This window comes from Leucobacter chinensis (assembly GCF_019049105.1).
Lineage (GTDB): Bacteria > Actinomycetota > Actinomycetes > Actinomycetales > Microbacteriaceae > Leucobacter_A > Leucobacter_A chinensis.
In genome coordinates, this window is record NZ_JAHQZR010000002.1 from 116,001 (window position 1) to 142,254 (window position 26,254).

Below are 26,254 nucleotides of genomic sequence, written 5' to 3' on the forward strand. Positions count from 1 at the left end.
AAAACAGAAGCACCCGAGTCGCATACCCGGCCAGGTAGAGCGACAAAACTCAATCAGCACTCGCGTGGACAGGTGTTGTATTTCAAGAGCGGGCACTGGGTTAAGCGGTGTCCTCAATGCAGGAAGGAATTCTCGACAAGGACAAAACAAGCTCTGTACTGCTCAGGAAATTGCCGACGAAAAAGTGAAGCTTCCGCTAAAGCCGTGAGTACCTGGATAAGCCAACAACTCATCACGCGGTGCGGCAACGAGAAGTGTAGGCGTCAGTTCGTCCCGGTCAATCATGCTCACAGATTCTGCTCACCCAAATGCCGGTCATCGGCCTGGCGACACCAAGGTGATCTTCAAGCACCTACGCCCTGCGCATGGTGCGGTACAGCGTTCTCTCCAGTGCGCGTCTCCCACCGATATTGCACGACTCACTGCAGGAAGACTGCACACCGAGCCTTAACCAACTCACAGAAGGAAAGAAACTCATGATGACCATGACTCGAATTGGGGCAAGCCGTGACGCATGGGGGTATCTTCTCAACACTGTCGTCGATGCTCAAGGCGAAGAGAGAGCACAGTCGAAAAGCTCGTACTACACGGGCGACGGAACTCCGCCTGGCCGGTGGATCGGCCAAGGCGCGACCGCTCTCGGTCTCACTGCTGCCGATCAAGCAGCCGAAGGCGAGCTGAAAGCCCTGTTCGGAGACGGGGTTCACCCGGTGACGAAAGCGCCGCTCGGTCGAGGGTTCGAAACCGCAGCCCCTCTAGAAGAGCGTGTCCAAGCACGGCTATTAGAAGTCCTCAACGAAAACAAAGGCGACCTCACCGACCTCGACGTCGATGCGCTCGCTGAATCATTAACCAATGAGGAACTCGCAAAACCCCAGAAGGAGTCCGTAGCCGGGTTCGAGTTCGTCTTTTCCCCACCAAAAAGCGTTTCATCGTGGTGGGCCATCGCCGACCCGGAACTGAAATCAAAGATTCAAGAAGCACACAGTGCAGCTATCGCGTCAGCCGTAGCCATGCTCGAAACAGACGTGATCCGCACCCGCACCGGAATGCAAGGCATCGCCCAAGTTGAAACCGGTGGGATTACCGCTGCCCTCTTTGACCACTGGGATTCCCGTGAGGGAGACCCTCAGCTCCACACCCACATGCTCGTCTCGAACAAAGTGCAAGCAGCCGATGGGAAATGGCGCACCATCGACTCCCGGGCACTCTATCCCGCGGTCTCCACCGCAGGTGCACACTATGACACGGTACTCATGGATGAACTCTCCGCGAGGCTCGGCGCAGACTGGACTACCCAAGATGTGCTCGAACACCCGAGTGAGTATCAGGCTTGGCTTGCACGTGAGCAGCGAGTCGATTCTCCAGCAGGCCGTTTCCAATTTTCACTCGACCGGGGAACGAAACGGGGCTCGATTAAGTGGCAGCTTGCCGGTATCCCGCACGAGCTCAATGCTGAATTCTCGCAGCGTTCCGAAGCGATTAAAGAAGCAAAAGAACGACGCATTGCCGAATACGTTCAGAAGTACGGCCACGCACCCTCGGCACAGCAAATCATTAAGTTCAGGCAACAGGCAACGCTCAGCACCAGGCGGGCAAAGATCATCCATTCGTTGAAAGACCTCACGCACAGTTGGCGAGAACGAGCAAAACCTCACGTCGGTGACTCATTCCTGGCCGCAGACAGGCTAATGCAGGCAGGAGCAAAACGGCTCGAAGAGTATCCGCTCTGGTCTTTCAGGCATGACGATATTTCTGCAAATGATGAGTTGCAGGCGGCCACATTCGCGCTCAGTGTGCTGGCAGAGGAGCGTTCAACATGGCGGCGAACGAACGCAGAAAAAGCCGTCTATGATGCGACAGCGCATTGGCGATTCAGATCCGACCAAGACCGGCGTGAAACCGTGAAGCGTATCACCAACCAGGTACTCGCCAACGCCATTGCGTTAACGCCTAAGAGCAAGCTGCGAACACCGACAAGATTCCAGACCAAAGACGGCGCCACTCACTTTCAACCAACCGCCCACGACCTTTACACCACAGCCGAAGTTTGGGATGCAGAAGAACGATTATTAAATGCCGGCAGACGAACTGACTGGGTCACCATTGACGAAGACGTCCTCGCGAGTCTCATCAATCAGCCAACCGGTGAGGAGCAGCTCATCCTTTCTGAGGATCAAGCTGAAGCAGTTACGAACATCTCCCGCTCTGGAAGACTCGTCGACGTGCTCGTAGGGCCAGCAGGTGCAGGCAAAACCACAAGCCTTGAAAAGTTTCGCGAGGTTTGGGAGACCCAACATGGGCCAGGGAGCGTGCGCGGTCTTGCGCCCACCGCTCGTGCCGCAGAGGTACTCGCCGAGTCTCTCGGCATTCAAACCGAGAACACAGCGAAATGGCTTTACGAAACAGGGCAAGGCACGAGCGAGCGCGACGGGTTTAACTATGCGCTTTCGGCTGGCGATCTCCTTATCGTGGACGAAGCCTCAATTGCAGGAACCGTTGCTCTTGACGCGCTGCGGGCCCAAGCCGAAGAAGCCGGCGCAAAGCTGCTCCTTGTCGGCGACTGGGCACAACTCGCAGCCATCGACGCGGGCGGCGCGTTCGGGCTCCTTACCGCAGACCGGCCAGACGTCGCAGAGCTTTCATCGATCCACAGGTTCACAGCAGATTGGGAAGCAGACGCGTCAAAGCTTCTACGACTCGGCAGAAGCGACGGCCTCGAAGCATACATTAAGAATGAACGCATCGAATGGGGACTCGACGAAACCATCATCACTGCCGCCGTTGACGCTTGGAAGCAAGACGAGACCACATTAAAGGGCGACAGTGACGCGACACTCACGTCGCTTCTCATCGCGCCAACCAACGACATGGTTGAAAAACTCAACGACATCGCACGACAATGGCGCGTCAAGATCGGCGCAGTTGACGCGTCACAAACCGCTGACATTGTGTCGGGTGTCGCGTCACCAGGCGACAGGATCGTAACCAGGCAAAACGCGAGACATCTCAAAACCGACCATGACCGTTGGGTCAAGAACAACGACGAGTGGCTTGTTGAGTCGGTCGACCAACACACTGGCGACATCACTGTGTCGTCAGGCGAAGAGACAGTGACACTCCCCGCGTCCTATTGCCGCGACCACGTCCAACTGGCATATGCGACAACGGCACACCGTTCGCAAGGCCGCACCGTAGACACCGCGCACACCATCGTGGACAGTACCGCGTCACGCGAAACGTTCTACGTCTCAATGACCCGAGGCAAGTCACTCAACAAAGCGTATGTGATCGTTGACGAAGACGGTGCTCTTGGCGACAAACAGAACACTGGCGTGGTCAAAACCTGGCGCGAAGTACTTGACGGTGTCTTGCAGCAGCGAGGCGGTGACCTCGCCGCACACGACACCCAAAAGCTTGAAGCAGAACGGCTCGGTTCAATCACACAGCTGTACGCCGAGTACCAGACGCTCATGAGTCATGCGTTTGCTGACGAGTGGTTCGATGTGCTGAAGCAACTCGATATTGTCACCGATGAGTCGATCGATCTTCCATCACTCGGGCCGCTCATGGCCAATATGAGCCGTATCGAGAAACTCGGTTTTGACGTGCCCGAAACTTTGCAACAGTTATTGAGGGAGCGTGAAACCGACTCTAGCCAAGACCTGCTTTCGGTGCTGCATTGGCGCACCAAGCAATTCGTCGCAGATACGGCCGAGAACACCACACACGAGCAACGATACGCACCGTTGCTCGAACAGTTCGATATCCATTTCGATGCAGACGCAACACAGATGCAGCAGCGTCGCTTCTACAGGTCACTTGAATCGCTCGAAAACACTGGCCGCAACGTTGAGGAAGAACTCCGCGAAATTCTCCTTTCCACCGACCGTACCAACATCAAGAACTTGCCCGGATATCTGAGCACCCGTATCAACAGGCTCGGGAACATGAGCAGTCATGAACCGGTCACCCCAGCCCGGACAGTTTCTCCAGAACAACGAAAGGTTGCAGGGCTCGTAGATGTTGCACCATACGTGAGCGACCCCGAATTTGCTGCAGCGCTGCAGGACAGGGAGACCGCGATCCAGCTCCGGGCAGAACTCATACTCGATGCTGCACTCGCTGAAGGTCACCCCTGGGTCAAAGCGCTCGGCACCCCAACGCCAGGTGCAGAAGCACAGTGGAGAAAAGACGCTGTAAGGGTTGCTTGTTATCGGGATCTCTACGGTATCGACGGTAACCACCCGGTGGGAGCACCGGAACCACAAAACCGGCTACGCACAGAACACAGGGATGAAGCGTTATCACCTTTCCGGGAGTGGCTCCAAGCCGCTCAGAAGCAACATTATCCGGTTACAAATACAGCAGCCGAGGCAACACAATCGCCCCAGTTACGGTATTAGCCGATCAACCTGGCTCTGACTTACTCTGTCGCCAACCAAAGTGTAAGTTTTTGAGTGCGTGCAGAAGCACAATTCAGCTCCTGGTCCGTGCTGCGGAAACAGGAATTTTTTCATGATTGAATTCTCAGTCAGCAGGTCCGTCGAGGCACCTAAAATCTTTAGCCCGGTGATACCTCATAACCGCTTTGAATTGCTATCCGGTTCCACGCATTCATCAGGATTGAGATCCACGCCACTGCTGAGAGCTGTTCCGCTGTAAGCACGTTTGGGTCCATCGTCTGTGATGTTTTGGGAAGTTGAGTAACTTGCTCTGCAAGATATAGTGCAGCTTTCTCTTTTTCTGTAAAGTACTGTGACTCCCACCATGCGGGAAGCACAGCTAACCTGTCATTGGTTTCACCATTGCGTAGCGCGTCACGTGTGTGCAGTCGTAAACAAAAGGCGCATCCGTTGATTTGTGAGATTCTGATTTTAACGAGCTCAATGAGGCTGGCTTCCAAGCCGCAATCTTTTGCGGCTTCACTAACCTGCCCATTTAAAACTCCAAGCTGTTTATAGAGCTCAGGGTGAACTTTTCCAAGATTCACTGTTTTCATTTCAAATCTCCTTCGCACTTAACCAGGTGCAGTCGTCGAACAGTGTTTGTAGTTCTGTAATGAACCTGCCGACGTGGAAACCATCAGCCGCTGCATGGTGAACCTGGAATGCAAGCGGCATACAAAGCTGCGTACTTTTCTCTACGTGACGCCCTAAGGTGACGATCGGGCTTAGATGGTCCCACGTATTTACATTCAAGTTAAAGGCTGAAAAGTTGGTCCATGGCAGGCTAGAAACGTTAAACACGTTTGCAGGAGGGTCTCCCATCGGGAACATTTGAGTTTCAGATCTTTCACTGTTCATCCGCGTGAGCGCTGCTTCGTGGAATGTCGAAAAATCATGATTGTACTCTGCCCAAATGTTTGCGAATGTTTCGGTTCTTTTATTGAACACGGTAAAAGAGGGGTGCACCGTTTCCCACACACGAGGTTCACTGTTCTCTCCGAGAAACATTTTGAATTCATCATGCTCGTTCACGATTGTGCTCAGAGCCCAAATTTGCGCTATATATAGGCGAACACCGGTCTGCCGCACGGCTTCAACCATACGAGTAACATCCAGTTCAACTGTTACTGAGTAGGTGCAGGGCAAGGAATCTCGGTAAAAGGCGAAATGCTCAGAGCGCGCCCATGAATCAAGGTCGATCTTTCTCGATCGGGGAACGGGCATCATCCTGTCTCTGGTTGTCACACCATAAGCTTATCTGGACCACCGAGTTTCAGAGACAAACGTCCAGAAAGCACCTGCACGATGAAGGTTTCCTTCGTGCAAGCGGGCCCCCAAAAGGGTGCAATACAAAAATAGCCCGCCGGTCTTTGCTTTTCTTAGACAATGCACACCACTGTCCCAACAGTCCCGTCACACGCCCAATCCTCAGGTGCGGCGGCTAACTGCGCGTCATCACTCAAATCCAACGTGAGCTCTGATTGTTTCCGGGTTTCTTCGTCCACTGAAAAGTTGACGTCGTAATCACCGGCCCCAGACTCTGTCACCTGAAAGCTCGCATTCGGTTCAGCCCTGGATCGGTCACCATTTTAAGAGCGCTGTTTTCGAGACCCCGATACCTTGCAAGTATGTGTCTGGGGGACCTGGCTGGCGAATGCGACGGTGTCCTTTCTGAACTCTTCCAAGTTTTTAGCCATGTTCCTTATCTTCCATGCCAGTCCCTCATAACTGGCGGAAAGGAGTCGAGCAAAGTTTCAGTAGACCCTATAGATTCCTCCTGGTCAGTGGCTTTCCCCTAGCCCACCGGTAAGCCGAGCATGGAACACAGTCGTGTAGTCGTTCATGCCGAGAAACTCGACCCGTTTGCCGTAGTGCTCATACTTGGCCTCTATCGCGTCGAGCGCGGCGACGGTCGACGCATCCCAGACATGCGACTTCGAGAGATCGATGACCACCCGGTCGGGGTCAGCGCCGTACTCGAACATCGTGGTCAGATCATTGCTCGAGGCAAACAGCAGCTGCCCCTCGACGGTGTAGTGCGCGACCTGAGCGCCGTCGCGTTCGGTGACCTCGCGGGTGACGTCGACGAGGTGCGCGACGCGGCGCACGAACATGATCGCAGCGACGAACACGCCGACGATCACGCCGATCGCGAGGTTGTGGGTCGCGACGACCACGGCGACGGTGATGACCATGACGGCGGTCTCGCTCTTCGGCATCCGCTTGAGGGTAGACAGCTTGATGGAGTGCCAGTCGAAGGTGCCGACGGAGACTGTGATCATGACCGCGACCAGAGCGGCCATCGGGATGATCGCGACCACGTCGCCGAGGACCACGATGAGGATCAGCAGGAACACGCCTGCCAGGAACGTCGAGATGCGGGAGCGCGCCCCGGACACCTTCACATTGATCATGGTCTGGCCGATCATCGCGCATCCGCCCATGCCGCCAAACAGGCCCGACGCGATGTTCGCGACTCCCTGCCCCCAGGACTCGCGGGTCTTATTCGAGTGAGTGTCGGTGACATCGTCCACGAGCTTCGCGGTCATAAGCGATTCCATGAGCCCGACGAGTGCCATTGCCAGAGCGCAGGGGGCGATGATCGTCAGCGTCTCCCAGGTGAGCGGTACGTTCGGGATGAACAGCTCCGGCAGGCTGCGCGGCAGTTCGCCTTGGTCACCGACGGTCGGCACGTTGATCGCGAACACGACCACCGCGGCTGTCACGATGACGATCGACACCAGCGGTGCCGGGACCACCTTGGTGACCTTCGGCATGAACACCATGATCACCAGTCCGACCGCGACGAGCGGGTACACCATCCAGGGAACGCCGAGCAGCTGAGGCAGCTGCGCCGTGAAGATCAGGATCGCCAAGGCATTGACGAAGCCGACCATGACGCTGCGCGGGATAAACCGCATGAGCTTCGCGACGCCGAGCACCGCGAGCACGATCTGCAGGACCCCGGCGAGCAGCACGGTAATCCATGCCGTACTCGCGTGCCACGGGGGCAATAACCAGCGCGATCGCACCGGTCGCCGCCGTGATCATGGCGGGGCGACCGCCGACGAACGCGATCGTCACCGCCATGACGAACGACGAGAACAGCCCGACCCTCGGATCGACCCCAGCGATGATCGAGAAGGAGATCGCCTCCGGAATCAGCGCCAGCGCCACCACGAGACCGGCCAGGACCTCGCGCGTGAAGATCCGCGGACTCTTCAGCGCAGTGAGCACCGAGGGCTCTGGCCGGTACCGGCCCCGGCCGTCGTCGGTCGTGGTCACTGTTCTCATGGGCAGGCCTCCAGAAAGAGAATGGGTCCGATATGACATCATCGAAAGAGTGAGTGCGCGTCGAAGCGCGCCTGACAGCACCCCGCTAGGGGCCGGAAGTCGTGATGAAACCCGCCAGAACATGCAGGCACGAAACCAACCCTAACGTAACGTGAGTGTTGCAGGCAAACCGAAAGGAGCTGCGCTATACCTGGAGTTGGAATGATACAGATCGGCGAATTGGCTGAGCGAACCGAGCTGTCATTGAGGACGCTGCGCCACTACGACGAGATCGGCCTTTTGGAGCCTTCAGGGCGCTCCGAAGGGGGTTTTCGCCTCTACACCGAGGACGACTACGAACGGCTCATGCTCATTCGCAGGATGAAACCGCTCGGCTATTCCCTGGAACAGATGCGTGACCTGCTGCGCGCACTGGACGCGACCCGAGCCGAGAACACTGTCGGCGTTGAAGCTGTACAACTACTCGCTGAATTCCTGACCGACGCCGAGCAGCGACGAGCAAGGCTCGAGAAGCAGCTCTCCGCTGCGGACGAGTTTATTGGCCTGCTGGGTGAGCACATCAGGCCCTGATCCCGCCCGAAAGCGATACCACACGGTCAAGGTGATACTCAGAATTACTTTGTCGCGCACAGAGAAAAGGTGGGGGTCCCAACGGGTGACCCCCACCTTGAGTGCTCTGGCACTACCGCGCGTAAGACTGCGCGATTGGCTGCTGCCCCGAAACAGTCATGTTCTCAGGGCTGTGAAGCTTTTCAGCGTCACGCCAAGAAAGGGCGGGCCCATCACCCACACCTTCACCCATGACACTTGTCAGGTACAGGTATTCCGTCATGGGAAGCCTCGCCTGCATCACCGCTGCATTAACTGATATTTGAGCTTCTTCCGGCGTGGCCGCATCAGCGAAAGCAGCCAGGATTACAGCCTCGGTCTGCTCGCTCATTCGCTGTGCTTCAACGAGTTCACCAAGTCGATGCTCCAGTTTCTGGGAGGCTCTACGATATTTTGAGATATCTGCCTCCGCAGCAGTTTCTTTTCGCGGTTGTTCCCCTACGCTTCGCTGGTTGGTTTGCTCGGCAGTTTGCGTGCGTGTGTTCGCCTTCGTTTGATGGGGTGTGCGATCAATCTGGGCTTTCACTCTGGTTCCGTCGAACCCGAAAGAATCTACCCAGAAAGAGGTAGAAGTAACGACTCGGCCGTCAGCCAGTTCTTTCTGGGTTTCTTTCCCCAGCTGTCCAACGACGATGATGGGGTCTCCCGCCTGAAACGTCTCGTTGAACCGTACAGCGTTACTGCCTCGAACCATCACATCATTGTGCCAAATCGTTTCAGGCTCAGCCCACACTGGCTTGCCCTGCATATCGTACGTAGGTGGCGCGAACTTCTTCTCTGCCAGGGAAATGATCGCGAGTGCATCTTTCCCATTTTCCTGATCCTGAGGGAAGAATTTGATTTCTTTACCGATATTGCCTTTGATTGCTTCCATGGTGTCCTCTCCGAGCCCGGCTTTGGGTCTCACTGAGAAGAGTCATAATTGTGCGCAGTCCTCGCTTTGGTTTTTATTACTGTGGTCGATAATGAACGCACGTATCATCATGAAGGTTTCAGCCATCATGACGCGTGAATGGCAAATCCCCTCTTGCGGCAATGCTTCACTGACACGGAACTGCTCTCGCCATGCACAATTGTTGGCCTTAGCTAATTCGTCTAAGGCAGCGATTTGCATCGGTTGCAGCTCCAGATCAGTGTGCTCCTCGAACTTGCTCATCGGGTCTGGGAGTTTTCCTGATGCTGGGCTTCGTACTGGCTCCGATTCTCCCACCGTAACGTTCTCATTCCTTGTCGTTGCGCGGTTGCCCGGGGCATACGGAGGTAGGTGGCCGATTCCACGATCTCATGCAACCGGTAATGGCACTCAGCACACATACCCGCAAGATCAACGTGTGCTTCATTGCCTAAGCGGTCATAAGAAATATGGTGTACGTGATCGTTCAAAGACCATTCCTTACCGCACCCACCAAAACAGAAAATCGTGGTAATTCCGGTGCGCTGTTTCTCGTCCTGTTCCCACTGTGCTCTGCGCGCAAACCAGGCCGCTGATTCAATGTATTTCGCGTACTTCGCGCGGCGATAGCTCCTCTTCACCGAGCGCTCTGTCCCTCGCCTCATTTCACGCATTCCGGTACTCCATAATCTGGTCAGCGAACTGCGACGTCGATGCAACCTGTTTACTCAAACGAGCAGCACTCGCCTCGCATGACTTGTAGCGGGGGTGCTTATTGAAGGGCCGCATTTCGGGGATCACTGCTGGCAGGTTTTTGTAAAACAAGAGACAGTACTTGTTCTTGAGCTCTCGAATTTCCTTACCAGTGAGGATCGCTTGTTTTTCCCGACTGACCGAGACCGAGTTGTGGCCCTGGCCCCAGCTGTGGGAGTCCCGCTGCACCCACAGCTCACCAATGAGCTGTTCCACGTCTCGCAGGTCGTCAGCTTTTGACCCGCCTGGGAGAATGATTTTCGCAACCGCTGCATCCCACAACGTTTCCGCGTTTTCAGCCCCCCACTGGGCGAGCTGACCTTTTGACTGAAACACCGCAACAACGACACGGCCACGGCCACCGCCAGCCGTAATCAGCTCATACAGGCCCTGATATTCAAAGTTTCCGGCCTCATCAAGGAGGTACGTGACTGGCGGATCAAGTCTGGTGCCAGGCATCGCGTCAGCGATGCCTTTCGTGACGTAATCCATTTCTGCGAGCAGCCCGTCGATGATGCGAACGTAACCGCCGGTGGTTTGTTTGTCGCCCACAAGGTAGAGGGTTTCTTTCTCGAATACGAACCGTACCGGGTCAAAGCGTTCATCTTGTTCGCCAGGTTTCATCCACGAGCGTGCAGACCGTGATTCCAGAAACGCGAGCACCGTACTGAGCGTGCCCCAAGAGCTCACACGCTGCTCCGGTGGCTGCGTAATGATTTGCTCGAGGTGTGCAGCATGTTCATCAAGTCCTTGCTCATGTTCACGGATCAGTTTCACCGCGTTCATAGCTTCTTGCGGATTCGACACCCATTCCCAAATATCGTCAACGGTTTTGTTCCCGAGAGCGGCAGCATGGAACAAGTGAGCGGCAAGCTGCTGACCGAGCGTATCCCAGTGGCCGCCGTTGCTGGTTGATCCAGAGAACGAGTCTGAGGGGATCAACGCTTTAATACGGCGAATGAGGGTCTCTTCATTCTCACACCCCTCAATCGGGTTCCACCGCAACACATGCCCGAGGCTGTCGCCTCCAGCTACACCTGGCGCGAAAACCCATACACGACGGCCGCCACGCTGACGCTCTTCAATCGTCATCGTGGCGTTATCCATTTTCGATGATGTCGTGATCACCGCGCCTGGCGCATCGACGAGCCAGTTCAACACAATATGCCAGCCTTTACCTGACCGAGAAGGCCCAATAACGATGATCGGGTCTTCAATCTTCATCCACACGTCAATGCCTTGGAACACCCCGAGCCGGTACCCAACATCGGTTGCTTTCATGACCGCCGGGTCGACGGCTGGACGGAATCGTGCGCCTTCTTTCAGGAGGTTTTTCACACCGAGCTGCTTATTCACTTCTCGGGGTTTCGCGAGCCCTTCAGTGAGCTGTGGGTTTTTCTTCCTCCTGAAATGTAGAACGGTAAGGAACGTTCCGAACCCGGTAACGCCAGCAATAAATCCAAGCACAGCAAGCCAGTGGCCCACGTCAGAGGCCCCACCAGTAATCTGGGTCGGTGTCGATGTGCCCCAAAGCTTCACCAGCACCAGTATCGAAGGTTTATCTGCCTGCCTGAAAAAGGACGGGTTGGTCACGCCGATCGCGAAAAGCTGTGGCATGAACAAAACGCTCAGCACAGTGGCAAGAACCATCGCTACCGCGAGGCCTGCCGGGAGCGTCGACCAGGTGTATTTCGGTTTCATGCAAGCCCCTGATGGGTGAAGATCTTCAGCTCGTGGCCGACGCACTCGCTCATAAGGGCGGCCGACTTCGCCACAACAAATAACGCATACTTCACCGGGAGCGCAGCGCGGCCGCGTTGCTTCACCGCGTACTCGCTGAACGCATCGGCGATGCCGGCATTGAGTGCGAGATAGGTTTTCAGCTCTTCAAGCTCCGTGCTGTGTTCCAGGTAGTTCCCGAATGTGCGTAATCCCCGTACCGCTGCAGCAGGAACGGTTACCGGCATCCCATCGGCCATGCTTGCGACCCGATGATGCCGCTCAAGCTGCAGACGTACTTCGTTAGCGGCTTCGAGGTGCTGCCCGAGCTCTGCATCAAGCAGCCGATACCCCACCATATGGAGCACTCCAGTGTGCACTTCCCATGCTTGCGCGAAACTCAGATCGGTCGGGGTTGGTGGTAGCTCCATGCCTTGGGCAAACGAAGAATAGATTTCATTGACGCTATTCATGCAGCATCTTCCTCCTGCAGAACCATCTGCTTATCAGTATTGAACACTTCCCGTTCCCACGGCGTCGTCGTTGGTGTACCGTCCACAACATATGAACGGTTACGCATCTTGATGAGGAATTGGCCACGCTGCAGCCCACCAATCGCAGTCGCTTCAGCATCCGTGTACGTACCGTCTTTCACAGCATTGTTGAGAGCCGACTGTGGCTGGTTGAAGCACACCCTGTTGGCGTATCCACGGAGCAGCGATTTCGCGAGCTCACGCTCTTTTGACCCTTCCGCACCAACCGCATCGAAGTCTCCACCTTCATGAACGATGAGCACCATCGAGATGCCGTATTCACCCGAAAGTTTCAACTGTTCTTGGTGAGCTTCGAGCGCGGCAACGCTTTTCATGTCACGCCAGCCTTCTTCACGAATCACGAAATATCGGCGCCCTGATGATTTATTTGAGATCGTGTTTTGCACCCACGCATTCGAGACAGCTTGCGCCACTGAAAGCGCTCCTGCACCTCGTTGACTGATCGCTGAAGTATCAATGACTGTGTAAGGGCAGTCCGGCCGTAGCGACACCGAAGAATGAGTATCAAACATTTCCCCGAGGTCTCCTTCAACGAGCCGACGCAGCCCATCCCACAAATCATCTGCGTCTCGCTTCTCGTAATGGTTGCCGCCTTGAGCACGCACAATGTTTTCTGGGCTTAGTTCTTGCCACACGTCCCGAATTGTTGGACGGTCATTCGTCTTGCGAATAGCCTCATCAGTTGCCCAGTCCAACAATGAAGCCTCACGGGCGGTGACAGCTCTCTCGCCAGGGTTCAGTAACGTCGCGATCTGCTGCAGCACAGCGTTTCGACCTGCCCTCACACGCGACTGATACGCGATCACGCTCTCACCCAAGCGTTGCTCAGGCCGTTCAAGCGGGTTAATCCGTATCTCACTCCCGTAAGCGCCCAGTTCGAAAACGTCACCGCCAAGCGCGTGCGCGGCCACGCCGTGCTCGCCCTTCGAATCAGACGTGTTGATCGCGTAGTGGCCTATCTCGACAAGGAGCGAAACGAGTCTTTTGATCCAGAAACTTTTCCCTTGACGCAATGAACCCTCGATCAAGAGATTCGGTGAGCTCACAAGCCCAGACGCATACAGCGTCCAAGGGTCAAACGTGAACGCGCCACCGCCTGACATCATCTCGATCCCAATAATCGGCCCAGCAGGGTCATGAATATCCGCGGCAGCATAGGGGTTCGCTGCTGCGATCTGAAACCCAGTCGCTCGATGGAACGGCCGTCTAATCCGAAACGTCCAAAAGTCTGAAAGCGCAGGGAATTTCTTCCGGATCATCGGCAACGGGTCAACGATTATTGAGGCAGGATTATCATTCCCAGTCTGATTCTCAGAGAGCTCCCGCAAATACTTTTCGAGCTCCTTCCGCTCCTTTTTTGTCAGACCAGCAGGAGCAAGGGTAATCGTTTGCTTCGCCATACTTACTTCATTCCTTCCCCACAGGGATACGCAATATTCAACAGCGCTTCACCCTGCTGCCAAGGCACTAACCGGGGCTCGAGCCCAGTTGCAGCACACGCGCTCACAATTGATGCAACTTCGCGTTCAAGAGATTCCTCATCGGTGGCCGTAACCGTAATAAACGCCGAGAACCGCAACTCACCCTGGCCTTCCACGAGGTCACGTTCGTGCGCCGCAATCGCATGCCAATCAGCTTCATCAGCCGCTGACTCTGGTTTCCCTGCTTTATGCCTAAGGTTTTGGTTCGTAATCCAGGTACGTTTCTCATCTTCGAGACGCTTCATTGCCTTCCCAATCGGTACCGGCGAAGCTGCAAGCATGAGCGTGTGACGAACTGGTTTACCATTCTGTGGCCTGTTCATCACAAGCCGAGACATAAACCCCGGATACGTGTCATACCTCGGCCACTCATGCACCCAAAGCGTTCGATGCCAGGCAGAGTCAGTTTCAACAAAGTTCCGGTGTTCCTCGAACACCATTGGAGTAGCGGCGTGGGGCGCTACACCTTCATGTTCCGTGCCTAGCCGTACATCGACAGCCTCTTGAGATGCAGGGTCAATAATGCTGCGCCCCCACGCTCCCCACTCACGTCCGGTAATCCACGCCACACGACTGAATCCTGCTTGCATGAGCGCCTCGTGCACGGTCTCCATTTCGAGCTCGGCAAGCTTCAACATGCCACGTTTACCGCCCCCGTAACCCTTCACGAGCTCATTCACATGCCCCTTAAGACGCAAAGTGATCGCCAACTGCGTACGATGCAGCACCACCTGTTCACGAGCAAGCTCAAGCGCTTCTAAATACGAAGCCTGCGCAGCAGTACCCTGTTTATTCCGTTCATCGAAATACCTCTGCTCGGCCGCGACCGTTCCCGGCCTGGTTTGCTCAAGCGTCGTTACCCGAACAATGTGCTCTTTTTGCGTGAAAGAACCCAACACCTTCGCCCACTCAAAAATAAGCCAATCGCGTTCGCCCTCTGAAAGCGTCGAAGGCACCCCCACCTGCGGAAGCCCCATTCCAGCAGTCGCAACAACACAGGTGATCGTCGCCGTCTGTTTCAGCGCATCCCACACCACACACGCACCAGTTTCAGTCTCATACACAAAAAGCCGGCCTTTCCGACCTGGTATATCGAGAGCCGCTTCTGGCTCAACCTTTTTCGATTCTGGTCTTGCCCGATATTTCGTGGCACCCAACATCTTCCTCATATTGCCTCCAACTTCACGACCGACATGAGAAAGCAACGGTTCCCCATACATTTTCAACAGTGATAACGCCGCCAACCCGCCTGTGAACGGCACGAATAGCAGCGCCACGAGAAGGCCCTTGGCAATGACCATGATCCCTGTCAAAACAGCAGCGATTGCCAGCCCAACAAAACCGACACCGCTAATGCCGTACACCAAACCTTGTGAGGGCAGACGGCTAAAGCTCATTGGCTGTGACACGTAATTTTCTGTCACTGGTTACCCCCAGACTGTTTTGGGTTCGCAGGAGGTGTCCATCTAGGCTGCTCCGGTGCAGATCGAGGTGTTGGCGGAGTACTCGGCGGAGTTTGAGGCCGTTGGGGTGGAGTCTTTGGTGCGGACCCGCCTTTCGGCTGCTCTGGCACCCTGTGATTACTCCCTGGCCCACCTTGACTCTGAGGCGGCTGGACTGCACCTTTATTACCTTTGCCCCCACCTGCGCTACCACCAGGTTGAGGCTTGTCTTTCTTCCCTTGACCTGAGTCAGGAGCAGAAGAACTGCCCTTTCCAGGCTTACTGCCGCTTGGCGCACCGCCACCCGCACCCGAGCTAGAGGGGCCAGGTTTCGGCGAACCACCACCAGAGTTACCACCACTACTGCCGCCGCCACTGCCGCGGAACCTTCCAGGCACCATGTGGGGTACCCGCTGCACCTGTTGTTTCGCGCCTTGCGCCGCACGGCTGCCAACCTGGTCACCCGAGTCGCTACCCCCAACAAAGTTGAAGAATGTGAACAGCATAAGCGGCATAAACGAAACAATGACCAAACCGATCGCGAGGCTCATCCCTTGTGGCGACCAGAGCGAGTCAACGTTCCCAAAACCCCGGATGACAAGTTTCAAAGTTCCGAGAATTAATGGTTTCGCGAGCACCATTGCAATGACCGCAGATGCCCACCGTTTCAACCAAACATCACCATTTTTGAGCGGCAACACGACAAAAGCGAGCGGCGCGAATGCGATAAGGAGGAGCAGAACAAAGTCTCGGAACGCGAGTGCCACAAACACAAAGATCAGTCCAATAGCAAGCATGATCATCAGAAGGAGCATCCGAAAGATTGGGTTCGATACTGGCGCGAGGGTCGAAACAATCCCGTTCGTCCAGTTCGCTTCGCCATCGAACATTTGGAAGAGTGAACCGATACTTCCGTCCCCTTCTTCCCCGGTCAAAGCATCAGTGAAATGACTCGCGAATTCATCGACGACAGCGAGAGCTTGATACACCAGCCACCAGGCGAACATGGTTGCCGGAAAGGTACCGAACCCCCCGAAAATTGCTCGCAGAATGAGGTCTTTGCGCTGCTTCACTAAAGCAACAGAGAGCCCAATAATGAGCACCGCCAGAGACAACATGAGGGACAACCCAAGCCATACGCCCGCCTCGCTCATCGCGGTCTCCCACAAGCCGCCTTCTTGGTCGAGGGCTGAGGGGACAAGAACGATCTCAGCAAGCCAATTGATCATGTCTGCTAGACCATTGCCGGTCTTCTCCATCGTCTTGCACCACAGGTCAGCAAACCCGCAATCAAAGTTGACCGCTAGCCCGTCTTGTTCCTCAGCCCTCAACATTTACAGCCCCAGATCCAGGCCGATAATGAAGTCGTACAGCAACGTGACACTGCCGAGGCAGACGAGCCCGATGAACACCCAAAGGATGATGCCACTCGCTTTTTGCTGGATACCCTGGTTGCCAAAACCCTTGAACACGATCAGAAGCAGCAACACAATAAGTGCGAGAAAACCGAGCAGGAGACCACCGCCCAACGTCCATGACACAACCTGGTTAAGAAGGGTGGAACCGGGGAAACCGAAATCTGGCGTAATTTCGGGCATCTCATCAGCCGGCAAAAGGCTAAATGCGCGTGAAGATAAGAGAACAAGGGTGTCCATAGTGAACCTTTCTTTCAGTGAGTGAGTTCACCGAAAGAAAGGCAACACCGCGCAGCACGGGTATCTTTCCAAACCCAAAGAGGGGGTGTCACCTTTGCAGGTGACACCCCCTCTCATCGTGCATCATTTACACATCGGGTTGGCCAGCGATTCTCCATACAACCGCTCGGAATCCTGGCGGCGGGGTGAGTCTCTGGTTCTTTCTGATACCGACAAGTCCAGATGCGAATGGAACATTCGACTCGATAATGTCGTGCGTTCCATCATCGTGCACAGCAAGCACCATATAGGTATGCACACCCCACGGATATCCATTCGGGAATGCATAGCTCTCGTACTGCACCACATCGCCTGGGCGAAGAGACCCATCAGACACTTCCAGAAGCCCCGCTGTCAGACGCCCCTCGCGAGCACCACAACATCCAAAGTTGCCGCCTGCAGCGCCTACCCAACGGCGAACACTCACGATGCATTCACCAGGCATATTATGTCCTGTTGGCCTTGAAGTACCGACCTCGCTCAGTGCCACCTCAAGCATCCGTTTCACGCTGACATGTGATTGTGGCCCATCAGCGCCAGCACAATCCGGTGCACACGAACCAATGACTGCTGGCCCAGAAACATTCACTACCTGTTCCTGTTCTTTTTCTTGCGAAGACGTTTCAGCTGCGAAAACGCTCGTAATCACAAGTCCCAGCAAAATGACCGGCACAAGGAGAATCACCGCGATAATGCCAAGTATCGCCTTCCAATGTTTAGCTACCGTCGAGGCGGCAGCAACCGCTACCGGCGCAGCCATTCTGGTGGGAAGTCAGTGACGATAGAGTACGCGACACCGCACACTCCCCCGTCTTCCGGGGCATCACAGTAGATCGCGAAATGAGCGGGATACTGGTACCGAGGTGCCGCGCTTTCCCCCTGGATACCATCGACCTCAAGCAGCACCCACCACTGCGACAATGTCGCGCCAGGAGTATCCGGGGTCATGTCGGTCTCATCTTTTATCTTCGGCACAGCCTTTGGATACAGTTCGAGCATCTCTTCTTCGCTCAGAACCTCGAGAGGCTTCGCCGTGATTTGCAGATCGGGAATCCACGCGAGGTTCTCGTACACAGTCGAGTTCGAAAGAATCCACCACCATGCTTCAGGGTCGTCTTGCAGACCGGCGCCCTTCACGAACTCGTGAAGCACCTTCTCCGGCGCCCAGTAGTACCGTTGCGTCTTTTCAAAAGGTTGAGCAACCACCATCGTATGTACCTCGCCCTCGGCTCCCTTATATTCAGGAGTAGGGTGCGTCATACGCTGGATCACCTCGTCAAAGAACTCCGTACGGGTGTTCTTCGCAAGATTCACCGTGAACGCGAGCTGTGCCGCAGCGACCGCAGCCTCAGCAGGGTCTTTGGTAACTGGCATCACCCCCAGACCACGATCATCGACCTCGATACCGAACCCATCAACTTTTTGGGCTTCCGGTTCTGCGTCCTCTTCTGGAGCAGGTTCACCTTCTTTAGCGTCACCAGCAGTTGATTCTTCTGAGGTAGTTACTCCTTGATCAGCTTTCGGCTTCTCACCGGCACCAATCTTCATGCCAAGACCAATCAGACCAGCAACCACAACCATGACCACCAAAACCATGGCTACAACGAGCAAACGTTTATTCCCTTGAGACAAGGACTGCCACTTATCTTGAACGCTCATAGAGCTTCTTCTCCTTCGATTTCAGCCCCCACACCATCATCACCCACGCCTCCGACATTCGTGAATTCAGGTGTAAAGAAATGACTTTGGAAGTCGGCAAGCCACGCAGCGACATCAGTGCTGCCCGGAACCATCCAGCTCGGATATATTTCGTGATCCGGCTTGTGCTTCGCAGCATTACACCCGACCACTTGCACAAAAGACCTCAACCGCGGCCGCACCATCGAATGCAAGTTATAGTGAAAATCGTTGGGGCCTTGCGGTGACGCGACCGGGTCAAACTGTTGCTCTCGATACTGCTTCACCGCCAGCAGCTCCTGAACCATCGTCTGGTGCAAATACCAGCACCTCGGAATTTCAGCCTCAGGAATCAAAAACTGCTCGACCAGTGTCAACACGAAGGGTACGAGCCGCTGCAGCTCGGCCTGACGTTCCTCAACCGTGAGCTCCCACCAATCAATCGGCGCAGGCGATACGGGCGGCCCGTCTTCAAACGTTGGTTCACTCGGCCGTGCCCCCCGCTCACGAATCACGGCAGCCCTACTATCACTCGCAAATGCCACGAAATCCTCGCAAGCTCAGAAGGAGGCAGCTCAATACCTGCAAGCCCGACCGCGTTAGCAAGATCAACAGCAGCGAGAAACCGTGACGGTGAATCATAGATTCTGTCTTGCGCAGTCAAAAGTCCCAAAGCGTTCGCCATCAGCTTTGAAATTTCCGACACTGGAATTGAAACAGCGTCTTCAAGGAAAAACTCGAACCGCTCCAACACGCTACTAGAGAAACGATCGTTTCTACTCAGAACTGCACTACGAAGCTCACCAACAACGTCGAGGTCATTCAGCTGAGTTGATAACTCACGTCTTGCACGCTTGCGCTGCAAATAACTCCGAGACCACCATCTGCACTTCATACTCTGTCCTCTCGATAGGTAACTACCGAAAAGAACAAGAGAACAGCGCAACACGCTCGCTACGTAAACACCGTCACATTTAATGGTTTGCGGTGAACTCTCCCGTTGAGTAATTGATGCCATACCCATTCGCGGTATTGAGCACGGTCACACCCATATCGACAGCACCATCACATGAACGCATATCTACCCGTACAGACCTGGGCACAAGTTCCTCCCCCACGTATTCAGGAGTAGCCGCATAGTACAGCGGGCATGAATCATCTTGCTGCTGATCAAGCCATTCCCGTGCAATCGTCTCGGTAAAGGCCATCCCGCCCGTTTGCGTGGAACCCACTTTTTGCATTCTGGTTCCCGTTACGAGATTTTCTGGGCCAGCTGAACCACCCAAAGAGTCAGCGATCAGATGGGACCGGTTCCAAAACCAGCCACGGTAATCGCGAGAGCCGTCAACGTCTTCTAGACCAGGAATCACGACCTCACGGTTACCTTGCCACCCGGGAGGGTCACCCACGATAGGAAGCCGCTCTCTCGACCGCGCAGTTTCCCTTAGTGAAGAAGTAAGCTCGGCATAAGCGCAAACTGGCCGCGAAAGCGAATCAAGGGGACAGTACTCAACGACTCCATCTTTTACAGGCTCATAATGCCGTTCCGATGCTCGTAAATCGGTCACATAATCTTCCTTCAGATCGCTATTTTTGGCGACGGAACCACTCTCGCCAGGCACGCGCGCCGCCTCTTCCAAGAAGAATTCAGGATTCGATAAAGATGCCAAAGCGGCAGCAAAAAAGACACCGATGGCAAGAATGGTTTGAACTTGTTTACGCGTTGACGAACCCTTCACTTTAGCCATCGGCTGTTCCTACGATCCATTCAGCAGTCAATACTTGAACGCTCTTTCTTCTTTTCATAATTTGAGCCGGTACGCCATAAAGATCCTGCAAGGAGCGCAAAGAAGAACACACCATAATGAGTGGCCGATGGCCACACTATTCTTCGTCGGCAGACCGCCGACGCTTTTTACCGTGAAGCCTGCGGCATTCTACGGGCTCCGCGACTCCGCGCAACCACTTTCGCGGCATATCCTCACTCGCTGCGCTCGCTCCGGTATTCCACGGTTAGTTGCACTCCATCACTACACCCTCCGAGGCACAAAGTGCCTTCACGGCAAAAACGTGAAGGGGAGTTTTTGAAGGAGACAGAATGTTCAAGCAGATCGTATTCGTAGAAGCCGAAACCAACGAAGAAGGCGAACTCACCCGAGTAATCGCGCACCAAGCAGACTGCCATGAAGCAGATGACCCTGTAGCACAAGGCTGCTACGAAGAAGCGCCCTGCCCATGTGACGGCATCTATCAAAACGCCTACGAAGCAACCTCACACTTCAACCGCAACCTCGACCCAGGCTGGGACAAATGGGTAACCGTAGAGTTCGCCACATGCACCGACTGGGAAACACCAGCACTCGTGAAGTACCGCAGCAGAGAATGCCAGTTCTGCCACCTCGTCTCAACATTCAATATCCCAGTTGAGGCTGAAGCAGCACTCAAAAATGCGGCACCGATCCACGAAGTCTTCCCCACAATGGAGACCACCGAGCGCGAACACATCAGCCAAGGAATCCACCCATCATGCTGGGAAGAAAACCTGGGCATGTTCATCGGCGACATGACAAACCACAAGTAAACAGAAGAAGCCCTGGCGTAGCGCCAGGGCTTCTTCTGTTCTCCTATGAATCAACACGGCTCATCATTATGAGAGTGTCGCCGTTCAGGGGCTTTCCCGCAGCTCCGATCGAGCACGACGCCTAAACGTTCTGCTTCTCCTATGAGTCGTTCATAGTAGGTCCTTATCTCCTCGAAATCACCACGCCTGTGTGCTGCTCTCAAGTGGATGCTTAATTTAACGATTCTGTCGAACACTTTCACCAATTCCTCGTTCAGATGCAAAGAACCCCCGACAGCTTGTTTAGTAACTGACGGGGGTTCTTCGCTAGGGGTTCAGGAGTTGGTATTTATTCTGTGATTTCAGCGAGTCCTTTCTTCTTCCGAAGAAGCGATGCCGCCACAGCCCCGATACCGCTCAGAAGAAGCGTGATGCCCGAACCGATAAGTAGAGGGCTCTGAGCACCACCCGTGAACGCAAGAGCGGGCTCCTCAGCCTGTACCGGTTCAGCAGGCTTCACTGGTTTTGGCGCCTCTTTCACCTCAGTGGTGACGGTGCCTGGTACCGGATCAATGCCAGGAACGGAGAGGGTCGCCACGTTCACAACCTCAGAGGCCTTCAAATCCTCTTCAGTAACCGTGTACTCAAACGGGCCAACACAATCCGCTGAAGCGCCAGGCTCGAGCACTGTCCCTTCTGCGAGACATTCCTGATCCTCGATACCGAGAAGCTCGTCAGTTACAAGGATCGACGACTCGGCAATGTTCCCGATGTTCTTTGCGTTAATCGTGTAAACGATCACGTCACCCGGGTCGCCTTCCACACCGTTGCCGTTTTCGTCACGAATTTCAGCAACAGTTTTCGTGGTTTCAAGACCTGGGAGAGCTACAGCAAGCGATGCCTTCGAAGAACAGATCGAGCCCGTATCGTCACCCTTGAAGCAAGTGTTCTCGCCCTTGTTCGTAGCAACGTTCGTGATCTCAGCGGCGGCCGCATCAGTGACCTTAGTCACCACCGTGTAGGTGCGTGACTTACCGGCGGCAAGATCCTTCGCCGGCCAAGAAACGACCCCGTTCACGAGCTTTCCGCTGCCTGATGCTGAAACGAATTCGAGCCCTTCAGGTAGCTTGTCGCTAGTCTTCACGGCGTAGGCTGTTCGGAACTCTTCGACGTTGCTCGTTTTGATCTCGTAAGTTACTTCATCGCCTACCATCAGCCGATCAGTGCTAGATACAACGGTTTTCTCAGTCGAGATTTTTGCAGGGCGCAGCTGCCCGTCGCCAACACCTTCAAGCTGACCCGAAACAACAGAACGCTCACCCTCGGCAACTGTTCCATTCGCCTCGATCTTGTAACCGAACGTGTACTCAGTGCCAGGACGGTCGACTACGTACGACCCGATGGCACGAACACCAACCATGCCCTCTGGAACAGTGACGCCAGGGGCAAGCTTCATGACCAGGTTTTGCCCTTCGCAAGAACCGACGACAGCGGCAGCATCCGACTCTTTCACGTTCCCGTCGACACCAATCCATTGAAGATTGAACTTTGCCCCATCAGCAGCATTACATACAGGCACAGCCCCCTTAGTGAGAGGCGTGACTGTAAGTTTCACGCTCTTGGGGTCGAGGTTCCCTTCAACCTGAGGTGAGTAAACCGGTTTCGTCTGAATGCCAAGCTCATTCCCCACGTTGTTCGGGCTCAGCTGCAACCCAGTCACGTTTGGAGCATCTGGACGAACCGAATAAGTATCTTTCGGGCCGAGAACAGTGCCGTCGGGGGCGACAAGGTTAATCGTCACCTTCCGGACGTTTCCGGCGCCCTTGTCTGCTTGAGGCCGCAATGTGACTTCAAACGAAGCTGACGTTTCTTGCAACGTTTCAACACCTTCTGCAAACGTAAACGTCATCTTGGATGCGGTAGCTGAGACTGTCGCCAGGAGTTCTCCCCCGTTAGTGCGAAGCTCCAGCCCTTCAAACGCACGATAGCTCTGGTACTCACCGAGTGTGAGCGTCAACGTATCGCCCGCTACTGCTTCAGAAGGAATATTGAGCTTGCCTTTAACGACGACGATGCCCTGAATATTATCGAGAGCCCCATAGTAATCGCTGTCTTTGTTCTCGACATAGTTGCGCCCCTCGGAGGTGAGATCAGTGATGATCTCACCAAATGAGCCTTTCTCGATGGCAGCGAAAGGGACAGCAGTCCCTTCAGCCACGTTCGCAAAAGCCGGGGACGCAGTAAAGGCTGAAACGCTCAAAGCGAGCGCGCAGAGCCCCACCCCCATCTTTCTTGTTTTGTTCTTCAAAGTGTTCCTTTCTCAGTACTGAAGAGATCCACGTTGGTGCTATCTCCACCGCAAAGAAGCCCCCGTTAGCGCAGCGTGCGCCCCGTTCTCGATCTGCGAAGCGGAAAGGAAAACATGAAAATGAAAAAACCCATGACTACATCAGTCACTTTTCTTGCTGTGCTCGGCTGCATATTGGCCCCTGCTCATGCAGCGATCGCGACACCTACAGACCAGGTGAACCCACCAACCCAAAACGAGTCTGCAGAAGAAGAGATGTTTGCCGGTGAAGGACTCATTGAACCCCTCGCAGCAAAAGCTCCGGCAGCACCGGTAAGTCTCGCAGCAAAACCCAACTACTCATCAGTGAAGAATCTTGCCTTGTCCTTGTCTTACCCACTGTTTGAGGCAGGTCAAAAACCCCACCCCGCGTCATATACAGGCGGTGGTCCCGTTGATCGTGACTTGGCAGCACCAGCGTTCTACGCTGCGAAAGAACGCGCAAGAAGTGAGGCTAGCAAAGCAGGAAATAGTAGCCTCCCGTACAGCAAGTCTGCATTTGCAAACTGCTCAGCATTCACCGCTACGGTCATCGTAAACACCGTCGACGCCTCGTTTCCAGGGAACCTTGTAAGCAATCAAGTCGCCTATGTCGAAAATCCGTCTAATGGGTGGAAGAAAATAGCAACCTCGGAAACATACAACCCTAAAGATCTGAAACCTGGCGATCTGTTCTTACACAAGTACTCCCCCGATAACCCTTCAACGTCAACTGGGCACACTTGGATGTGGATCGGCGATTATGGCGGCGTAAAGGATGTCGTAGCTGAGGCAAGCTACGGAAAACCAGGTTCAAGTTCCGCTCGCCTGCCAGCACTGCGTATCGATCCAATACAAACCTCAGGAAAACCGGGGAAAGACAGAATCGGCAGAGTTTACGATGTTTGGCGGTTCCAGGGGAAACCTAAACCTGCGAAGCCAACGGTCACTGTCGGTAAGGAGTCAGGCATAGGCGTCACCGATTTTAACCGTGATGGTCTTCCAGACCTCTTTGCCGTGAAGAAAGGTAGCGGCGAACTTTTCCTGTACAAAGGCAAGCCACAGAAAACACCAGGCCTTGCTGGTAAAAAACAAATCGGTAACGGCTGGCAGAACATGCGGATTATCACTGCCGGAGATTTTAACGGTGATGGCAACGCTGACTTGGTAGCAACAAACGCGAAGACGGGTGAGCTTTGGTTATACCCAGGAACCAGCAAAGGCACGTTCTCGGCCAGGAAAAGCATTGGGAAAGGGTTCACGACTATCCGAGACATCATGAGCCCTGGCGACTTCAACGGGGACGGCAGAACAGACCTGGTCGGTGTCCACAAAAAGACAAAGAAACTCATCATGTGGCCTGGAAATGGTAAGGGAGGCTTTCTCACAAAAAAAGAAATCGGTCACGGCTGGCAAAACATGAGCATTGCCTCGGGTGCCGATCTCAACGGTGACGGAAGAGCTGACATCCTCGCAAGGAACGATAAGACTGGAGAGCTATTCCTGTACCCCGGAGACGGTAAAGGCGGTTTCAAAACCAGAGTCAAAATCGGTAATGGTTGGAAAGGCTATGAATTCCTCAGCATTGGTGATCTCACCGGGTCAGGAAATTCAGACATTATCGCCCGAGAAAACGCAACCGGAAAATTATGGTTGTACGAGGTAACAAAGGGCCTGAAAGTCGGTGCCCGTATACAAATCGGTTATGGCTGGAACACTCTCCAACAGATCCAATAACTTCTTGAACAAATGATTGAGCAGTGGGTGTAAGAATCTTCTACACCCACTGCTCTTTTCGTCTCACCCCGCTCTGAGGGCTGTCCCTCAACGCTGCCGCGAAACTCTTCGAGTTCCTTGCCCTCAAGATCGTTCAAGACTGTTTCTACGGTTAATTTGCCCTAGCGTTAAGTGTCACAAGTCCCTCTCCCCGCTTACCGAAGAAGACTGGCTCAATAAGCATCACATTAAGCATGACTTCCGATAAGCTCCGCACCCTCGGTGAGTGCATTATTCTGTTCCATCTTCTGCATAAAACGTTGGCCAGTTTTTGCCGATTTACCGCCTAACCATTCCCCAACCACTTTCCCTGTGGGACGAGTCCCATATTCAATGATGAAGTCAAGAATAAGAGTCTCAACTTCTGCGTCTGAGTGAGCTACTGGCTCCTCAACTGGGCGCAGAACAGCAACAGGAAAATGGTCTGCTACGTCGCTTGATTGCTCTTCGGGTATGGTCTCGCGATTTTGCGGAGCAGTATCCGATGCAATAACCGGCCTAGGCGTCGCAACGTTCTTCACTGCGGGTTGCTGCTTCTCCCTGATCGTGGCGAGCCTTTGTCTCTCTTTTTCATCGGGGATGAGTTTCATTACCAGATGGGTAATAACGAGCAGCGTTGCCGAGGGAACTGCACCAATGAGCGATGCTGCCCAAGGGGTTGTTAACGCCATGTCTGCGGTCTGCTGTGCATGGTTCGCATTCGCGAGAACCGATACAAGCGACAGCACAATGAAGGCGAGGTAAGCGAGCCACCTCCCGTCGATAGCTTTAAGCCTGAACTGGGCCGCCACGATCATTGAAGCGATCATGCCAACATCGACCACGACTGGGAACACTTCAGGGAATGGGAGCCCGTTCACACGTGCAACGTCGATGAGCGTAGCGAAGGTGATCATCATGGCAGCAAGACCCACAATAAGCAGTGGCAGACCAAGCGTTAAAAGCGTCGCCCAAGTACGTACTGGTTTCTTCATTCTTCGCCCTCCTCTGTCGGCTCGTGCACCGGAAGGATTCCGGCAATCGTGACGG

At 54.6% G+C, this 26,254-nt stretch carries 20 protein-coding genes and 1 pseudogene; 4 read left to right on the forward strand and 17 right to left on the reverse strand.

All coding sequences use genetic code 11. The annotated features are described in order from the left end of the window. Positions 1-476: 476 nt before the first annotated feature. Positions 477-4,406: a MobF family relaxase gene (gene mobF, locus KTJ78_RS02520; RefSeq protein WP_217132344.1), complete on the forward strand. Its 3,930-nt coding sequence runs from the start codon at positions 477-479 to the stop codon at positions 4,404-4,406. Between the two features lie 158 nt (positions 4,407-4,564). Here mobF and KTJ78_RS02525 read toward each other — a convergent pair whose 3' ends face one another. The 3 genes and pseudogenes from KTJ78_RS02525 to KTJ78_RS02535 form a co-directional block, all read right to left on the reverse strand. Further along, positions 4,565-5,002 (reverse strand): carboxymuconolactone decarboxylase family protein, encoded by a 438-nt coding sequence (locus tag KTJ78_RS02525; RefSeq protein ID WP_217132346.1) that lies wholly within the window; start codon positions 5,000-5,002, stop codon positions 4,565-4,567. Between the two features lies 1 nt (position 5,003). Beyond that, entirely contained in the window at positions 5,004-5,693 is a 690-nt protein-coding gene (locus KTJ78_RS02530) for a CatA-like O-acetyltransferase (protein WP_369807942.1), read from the reverse strand. A gap of 536 nt (positions 5,694-6,229) precedes the next feature. Then, positions 6,230-7,742 (reverse strand): annotated as a pseudogene (locus tag KTJ78_RS02535) (SulP family inorganic anion transporter). Positions 7,743-7,943: 201 nt separating this feature from the next. Here KTJ78_RS02535 and KTJ78_RS02540 point away from each other — a divergent pair. Continuing rightward, positions 7,944-8,312 carry a MerR family transcriptional regulator gene (locus KTJ78_RS02540; RefSeq protein WP_254259303.1) on the forward strand — a complete coding sequence of 123 codons (369 nt, stop codon included), beginning with the start codon at positions 7,944-7,946 and terminating at the stop codon, positions 8,310-8,312. Positions 8,313-8,424: 112 nt separating this feature from the next. On the opposite strand, the gene KTJ78_RS02545 is transcribed toward KTJ78_RS02540, so the two are convergent. The 12 genes from KTJ78_RS02545 to KTJ78_RS02600 form a co-directional block, all read right to left on the reverse strand. Then, the gene (locus tag KTJ78_RS02545) at positions 8,425-9,225 is read right to left on the reverse strand and encodes a single-stranded DNA-binding protein (protein WP_217132348.1); all 801 of its coding nucleotides are present in this window, start codon (positions 9,223-9,225) and stop codon (positions 8,425-8,427) included. A 42-nt stretch (positions 9,226-9,267) separates the two neighbouring features. Continuing rightward, complete coding sequence (locus KTJ78_RS02550; RefSeq protein ID WP_217132350.1) at positions 9,268-9,507, reverse strand: hypothetical protein; 240 nt, start codon at positions 9,505-9,507, stop codon at positions 9,268-9,270. Between the two features lie 402 nt (positions 9,508-9,909). Next, positions 9,910-11,697, reverse strand: a complete 1,788-nt coding sequence (locus tag KTJ78_RS02555) for a type IV secretory system conjugative DNA transfer family protein (RefSeq protein ID WP_217132352.1) — start codon at positions 11,695-11,697, stop codon at positions 9,910-9,912. After that, the gene (locus KTJ78_RS02560; protein ID WP_217132354.1) at positions 11,694-12,188 is read right to left on the reverse strand and encodes a hypothetical protein; all 495 of its coding nucleotides are present in this window, start codon (positions 12,186-12,188) and stop codon (positions 11,694-11,696) included. Before KTJ78_RS02560 ends, KTJ78_RS02555 begins: the two co-directional genes overlap by 4 nt. Then, entirely contained in the window at positions 12,185-13,669 is a 1,485-nt protein-coding gene (locus KTJ78_RS02565; protein WP_217132356.1) for a putative type IV secretion/conjugal transfer ATPase, read from the reverse strand. The genes KTJ78_RS02560 and KTJ78_RS02565 overlap by 4 nt, the downstream gene beginning before the upstream one ends. A gap of 2 nt (positions 13,670-13,671) precedes the next feature. Then, the gene (locus tag KTJ78_RS02570) at positions 13,672-15,174 is read right to left on the reverse strand and encodes an SCO6880 family protein (protein ID WP_217132357.1); all 1,503 of its coding nucleotides are present in this window, start codon (positions 15,172-15,174) and stop codon (positions 13,672-13,674) included. Next, entirely contained in the window at positions 15,171-16,451 is a 1,281-nt protein-coding gene (locus KTJ78_RS02575) for a hypothetical protein (protein ID WP_217132358.1), read from the reverse strand. Before KTJ78_RS02575 ends, KTJ78_RS02570 begins: the two co-directional genes overlap by 4 nt. A 75-nt stretch (positions 16,452-16,526) precedes the next feature. Continuing rightward, complete coding sequence (locus tag KTJ78_RS02580; protein ID WP_217132359.1) at positions 16,527-16,847, reverse strand: hypothetical protein; 321 nt, start codon at positions 16,845-16,847, stop codon at positions 16,527-16,529. 127 nt (positions 16,848-16,974) lie between these two features. Further along, positions 16,975-17,646 carry a hypothetical protein gene (locus tag KTJ78_RS02585; protein ID WP_217132360.1) on the reverse strand — a complete coding sequence of 224 codons (672 nt, stop codon included), beginning with the start codon at positions 17,644-17,646 and terminating at the stop codon, positions 16,975-16,977. Further along, a complete protein-coding gene (locus tag KTJ78_RS02590; protein ID WP_217132361.1) occupies positions 17,631-18,545 on the reverse strand; it encodes a hypothetical protein in 915 nt (304 codons plus the stop codon). Before KTJ78_RS02590 ends, KTJ78_RS02585 begins: the two co-directional genes overlap by 16 nt. Then, positions 18,542-19,108: a hypothetical protein gene (locus KTJ78_RS02595; protein WP_217132362.1), complete on the reverse strand. Its 567-nt coding sequence runs from the start codon at positions 19,106-19,108 to the stop codon at positions 18,542-18,544. Before KTJ78_RS02595 ends, KTJ78_RS02590 begins: the two co-directional genes overlap by 4 nt. A gap of 429 nt (positions 19,109-19,537) precedes the next feature. Continuing rightward, the gene (locus KTJ78_RS02600; protein ID WP_217132363.1) at positions 19,538-20,311 is read right to left on the reverse strand and encodes a DNA/RNA non-specific endonuclease; all 774 of its coding nucleotides are present in this window, start codon (positions 20,309-20,311) and stop codon (positions 19,538-19,540) included. A gap of 350 nt (positions 20,312-20,661) precedes the next feature. On the opposite strand from KTJ78_RS02600, the gene KTJ78_RS02605 reads away from it, so the two are divergent. Beyond that, positions 20,662-21,144: a hypothetical protein gene (locus KTJ78_RS02605; RefSeq protein WP_217132364.1), complete on the forward strand. Its 483-nt coding sequence runs from the start codon at positions 20,662-20,664 to the stop codon at positions 21,142-21,144. A gap of 328 nt (positions 21,145-21,472) precedes the next feature. Here the strand turns inward: KTJ78_RS02605 and KTJ78_RS02610 are convergent, their stop codons facing one another. Beyond that, positions 21,473-23,431, reverse strand: coding sequence for a CLIPPER-2 domain-containing protein (locus KTJ78_RS02610; RefSeq protein WP_217132365.1), 1,959 nt, complete (start codon positions 23,429-23,431; stop codon positions 21,473-21,475). A gap of 114 nt (positions 23,432-23,545) precedes the next feature. On the opposite strand from KTJ78_RS02610, the gene KTJ78_RS02615 reads away from it, so the two are divergent. Next, a complete protein-coding gene (locus KTJ78_RS02615) occupies positions 23,546-25,186 on the forward strand; it encodes an FG-GAP repeat domain-containing protein (RefSeq protein ID WP_217132366.1) in 1,641 nt (546 codons plus the stop codon). Positions 25,187-25,413: 227 nt separating this feature from the next. Here KTJ78_RS02615 and KTJ78_RS02620 read toward each other — a convergent pair whose 3' ends face one another. Next, positions 25,414-26,199, reverse strand: a complete 786-nt coding sequence (locus tag KTJ78_RS02620; RefSeq protein ID WP_217132367.1) for a hypothetical protein — start codon at positions 26,197-26,199, stop codon at positions 25,414-25,416. Between the last annotated feature and the right edge of the window lie 55 nt (positions 26,200-26,254).

Bases quoted from the DNA above. Each gene is read 5' to 3' on its own strand.
- mobF (WP_217132344.1), top strand. From the start codon at position 477: ATGATGACCATGACTCGAATTGGGGCAAGCCGTGACGCATGGGGGTAT.
- KTJ78_RS02525 (WP_217132346.1), bottom strand. From the start codon at position 5,002: ATGAAAACAGTGAATCTTGGAAAAGTTCACCCTGAGCTCTATAAACAG.
- KTJ78_RS02540 (WP_254259303.1), top strand. From the start codon at position 7,944: ATGATACAGATCGGCGAATTGGCTGAGCGAACCGAGCTGTCATTGAGG.
- KTJ78_RS02545 (WP_217132348.1), bottom strand. From the start codon at position 9,225: ATGGAAGCAATCAAAGGCAATATCGGTAAAGAAATCAAATTCTTCCCT.
- KTJ78_RS02550 (WP_217132350.1), bottom strand. From the start codon at position 9,507: ATGAGCAAGTTCGAGGAGCACACTGATCTGGAGCTGCAACCGATGCAA.
- KTJ78_RS02555 (WP_217132352.1), bottom strand. From the start codon at position 11,697: ATGAAACCGAAATACACCTGGTCGACGCTCCCGGCAGGCCTCGCGGTA.
- KTJ78_RS02560 (WP_217132354.1), bottom strand. From the start codon at position 12,188: ATGAATAGCGTCAATGAAATCTATTCTTCGTTTGCCCAAGGCATGGAG.
- KTJ78_RS02565 (WP_217132356.1), bottom strand. From the start codon at position 13,669: ATGGCGAAGCAAACGATTACCCTTGCTCCTGCTGGTCTGACAAAAAAG.
- KTJ78_RS02575 (WP_217132358.1), bottom strand. From the start codon at position 16,451: ATGGAGAAGACCGGCAATGGTCTAGCAGACATGATCAATTGGCTTGCT.
- KTJ78_RS02580 (WP_217132359.1), bottom strand. From the start codon at position 16,847: ATGGACACCCTTGTTCTCTTATCTTCACGCGCATTTAGCCTTTTGCCG.
- KTJ78_RS02585 (WP_217132360.1), bottom strand. From the start codon at position 17,646: ATGGCTGCGCCGGTAGCGGTTGCTGCCGCCTCGACGGTAGCTAAACAT.
- KTJ78_RS02590 (WP_217132361.1), bottom strand. From the start codon at position 18,545: ATGAGCGTTCAAGATAAGTGGCAGTCCTTGTCTCAAGGGAATAAACGT.
- KTJ78_RS02600 (WP_217132363.1), bottom strand. From the start codon at position 20,311: ATGGCTAAAGTGAAGGGTTCGTCAACGCGTAAACAAGTTCAAACCATT.
- KTJ78_RS02605 (WP_217132364.1), top strand. From the start codon at position 20,662: ATGTTCAAGCAGATCGTATTCGTAGAAGCCGAAACCAACGAAGAAGGC.
- KTJ78_RS02615 (WP_217132366.1), top strand. From the start codon at position 23,546: ATGAAAATGAAAAAACCCATGACTACATCAGTCACTTTTCTTGCTGTG.
- KTJ78_RS02620 (WP_217132367.1), bottom strand. From the start codon at position 26,199: ATGAAGAAACCAGTACGTACTTGGGCGACGCTTTTAACGCTTGGTCTG.